General features: G+C 68.9%; 4 protein-coding genes and 1 pseudogene. All 5 read left to right on the top strand.

Going from position 1 to position 3363, the window contains the following annotated elements:
* A partial coding sequence (locus VF697_RS36070; RefSeq protein ID WP_331102283.1) for a fatty acid desaturase occupies positions 1-379 on the top strand: 379 nt, incomplete at its 5' end.
* Between the two features lie 39 nt (positions 380-418).
* Complete coding sequence (locus VF697_RS36065) at positions 419-1075, top strand: hypothetical protein (protein WP_331102281.1); 657 nt, start codon at positions 419-421, stop codon at positions 1073-1075.
* Positions 1076-1210: 135 nt separating this feature from the next.
* Positions 1211-2320 (top strand): sugar ABC transporter substrate-binding protein, encoded by a 1110-nt coding sequence (locus VF697_RS36060; RefSeq protein WP_331102280.1) that lies wholly within the window; start codon positions 1211-1213, stop codon positions 2318-2320.
* A gap of 16 nt (positions 2321-2336) precedes the next feature.
* A complete protein-coding gene (locus VF697_RS36055; RefSeq protein ID WP_331102278.1) occupies positions 2337-3125 on the top strand; it encodes an ATP-binding cassette domain-containing protein in 789 nt (262 codons plus the stop codon).
* A pseudogene (locus VF697_RS36050) lies at positions 3122-3363 on the top strand (sugar ABC transporter permease); the annotation flags it as partial. The gene VF697_RS36055 and the pseudogene VF697_RS36050, both read left to right, overlap by 4 nt.

Below are 3363 nucleotides of genomic sequence, written 5' to 3'. Positions count from 1 at the left end.
CTTCTGGCACAACTGGTACAACGCGCTGCTCGTCTTCCTGCTGCCCATGTGCGTGTCCATCTACGTCACGTCGTGGGCCACCTACTTCCACCACGTGGGGCTCGAGACGGCGAAGCACCAGGAGGCCTCGTACAACATCCTGCACGCTGGCTATAACCTCATGACGGGCAACCTCGGCTACCACACCGCGCACCACACCAAGCACGGGCTGCACTGGTCGAAGCTGCCGGAGCTGCACGCGAAGATGGCGCGGAGCATCCCCCCCACCCTCTACCGCGAGCCGGGTATTCCGTTCGTGTGGAGCGGCTCCGAGGCCAAGCTGGAGCTGAGCCCCGAGGACGTGGAAGCGCTCGCCCAGCGGACCCAGGCGAGCACCTGAGACATGCGGCGGAGCCATCGGTGGGCTACAACCCTCCGCATGCTCCGCCGCACGTTCCTCGCCATCTTCAGCCTCACGTTGGCAGCCTGCGCCTCGCAGCAGGGCAACACCCGTGAGGTGCTCCGTCGCGCCGACACCCGCTTTTTCGTCCGGGAGCAGTGCCAGCCCAAGGGCACTGCCTCGCTCGCCCGGGGCCAGGTCACCGGGCTCGACGAGCTGCCCGGCTCCCTTCGCGCCCGCGTCCTCGCGGACCTCCCCGTGGAGGCCGTCGGGAGCCGACCGTTCATGCAGTGCCAGGATGTCGCGGCCCGGCTCCTCGAGGACCGGCTGCACGCGCTCTGCTGGCCGGAGGCGCGCGTGGTGCCCCAGGGCCCCCCCGGGACGCTGAACGTCCAGCTCGGGGCGCGCTACCAGGTCGATGCCATCTGGGTCGTCCAGGGCAAGAACCCGAAGGTGTCCTCGGCACGCATCATCAAGGAGGCCAAGAGCGCGCTCCCCAAGGACAAGGCGTGTACGGCGAGGACGCTCGAGGACATCCGCTCGCGCGTCTCCGAGCTCGGCACGTTCCACCGGGTGCTGGTCGTGCCGGGCCCCCCCATCGGCGATCAGAAGAAGGTGCCCGTGGTCGTCGACATCAGCCAGAAGGTCCCCGCCTCCCCGCCACGCGAGGAAGGAGCCGGCTCGCGCGGGAAGTGACGGGCGATGGAAGGTGCGAGCGCTTCGCGGCGATGCGCGTCGCCTGGACGACGAATCCTCTCTCCTTTCCTCCGAGCCCGTGGGCCTGACGTTTATGGTCGCCAGCGTCCCGAGACCTGAAAGGAAGGGGTGGAGATGCGTTCCTCGAACAGCCGCTTCAGCGTTCGTGTGCCGGCGCTCGCGCTGGTGGTGCTCCTGGTCGCGGCCTGCAACCGTGACAAGAAGCCCGAGGGGGCCGGGGCCACGGACAAGGCGGAGAAGAAGATCGCCCTGCTCCTGCCCGAGTCCAAGACGGCCCGGTACGAGTCCCACGACCGGCCCCTCTTCGAGCGCAAGGTGAAGGCGCTGTGCCCCGAGTGCCAGCTCATCTACAGCAACGCGGACCAGAACGCCGCCAAGCAGCAGGACCAGGCCGAGGCCGCGCTCACCAACGGCGCCACCGTGCTGGTGTTGGATCCAGTCGACTCGGCCTCCGCCTCCGCCATCGTGGCGCGTGCGAAGCAGTCCAAGGTGCCCGTCATCAGCTATGACCGACTCATCGTCAACGCGGACGTGGACTACTACATCTCGTTCGACAACGAGAAGGTCGGCCAGCTCCAGGCCCAGGCCCTGGTGGACAAGCTCAAGGCGGACGGCAAGACGGGCGGGACGCTGGTGATGATCAACGGCTCGCCCACCGACAACAACGCGAAGCTCTTCAAGGCCGGGGCGCACTCGGTCATCGACGGGAGCGGCTTCACGGTGGGGGCCGAGTACGACACCCCCGACTGGAGCCCGGACAGGGCCCAGCAGCAGATGGAGCAGGCCATCACCCGGCTCGGAAAGGCGGCGATCACCGGCGTCTACGCGGCCAATGACGGCACCGCGGGCGGCGCCATCGCGGCGATGAAGGCGGCGGGCGTCACTCCCCTGCCCCCCGTCACGGGTCAGGACGCCGAGCTCGCGGGCATCCAGCGCGTCCTCACGGGCGAGCAGTACGTCACCATCTACAAGGCCATCAAGCCCGAGGCCGAGGCCGCGGCCGAGCTCGCCGTCACGCTGGCGCGGGGGCAGCCGCCCGAGGCCGGCAAGGTCAACGGGAAGGTGAACAACGGCAAGAAGGACGTGCCCTCCATCCTGCTCGAGCCGGTGGCGGTGACGCGGGAGAACGTGAAGAGCACCGTCGTAGCGGACGGATTCTGGACGGCCGAGCAGCTCTGCACCGGGGCCTACCAGCAGGCCTGCAAGTCCGCGCAGCTCCAGTGAGCCAGGAGGGGGCACCATGCCGCCGACCGCGCTGCTGGAGCTGAAGGGCATCTCCAAACGTTTCGGGGCCGTCCAGGCGCTCAGCCAGGTGGACTTCGAGACCTACCCGGGAGAGGTCGTCGCCCTGGTGGGAGACAACGGTGCGGGGAAGTCCACCCTCATCAAGACCCTCTCCGGCATCCTCCCCATCGACGCGGGGCAGGTCCTCTTCGAGGGCCGGCCGGTGAAGCTGGAGGGGCCGCAGAGCGCCTCGGCGCTCGGAATCGCGACCGTGTACCAGGACCTCGCGCTCTGCGACAACCTGGACGTGGTGGGCAACCTGTTCCTCGGGCGCGAGGTGCGCGCCGGGGGCCTCGGGAGCCTGCTGGGCTGGCTGGACGAGACGGCCATGGAGCGCCATGCGGCGGAGCTGCTCCAGAAGCTGTCGGTGAGCATCCCCAGTGTGCGCACACAGGTGGCGTCACTGTCCGGTGGGCAGCGGCAGTCCATCGCGGTGGCCCGCTCGATGATGGGCTCGCCCAAGGTGGTACTGCTGGACGAGCCCACCGCCGCCCTCGGCGTGGCGCAGACGCGGCAGGTGTTGGAGCTCATCCGCCGGCTCCGGGAGCAGGGGCTCGGGGTGGTGGTCATCAGCCACAACCTGGTGGACGTGTTCTCCGTGGCCGACCGCATCATCGTCCTGCGGCTCGGCCGGCGGGTGGCCACGTTCGACGTGAAGAGCGCGAAAGAGGTGGAGGTCGTCTCGGCCATCACCGGCGTGCACTCCACCGAGGTGGCCCAGACCCTGTCCAAGGGGGAGTCATGAGCACACCCATGGGAGTCGCGAGGGATCCGCGGCTCATCTCCGACGAGCCCGGACTCAAGGGTGCCTGGGCGGGCTACCGCCGCCGGCTGGCCCAGGGCGAGCTGGGCAGCCTCCCGGTCATCGTGGGCCTGGCCGTCATCTGGTTCATCTTCTATCTGGCCAACGAGCGCTTCCTCTCCCCCGTCAACCTCACCAACCTGATGTTGCAGATCGCCGCCATGGGCACCATCGCGGTGGG

Source organism: Archangium sp., from assembly GCF_036388035.1.
Lineage (GTDB): Bacteria > Myxococcota > Myxococcia > Myxococcales > Myxococcaceae > Archangium.
Note: the sequence above shows the minus strand (reverse complement) of the source record. Positions and strands in the feature narration are given on the sequence as shown.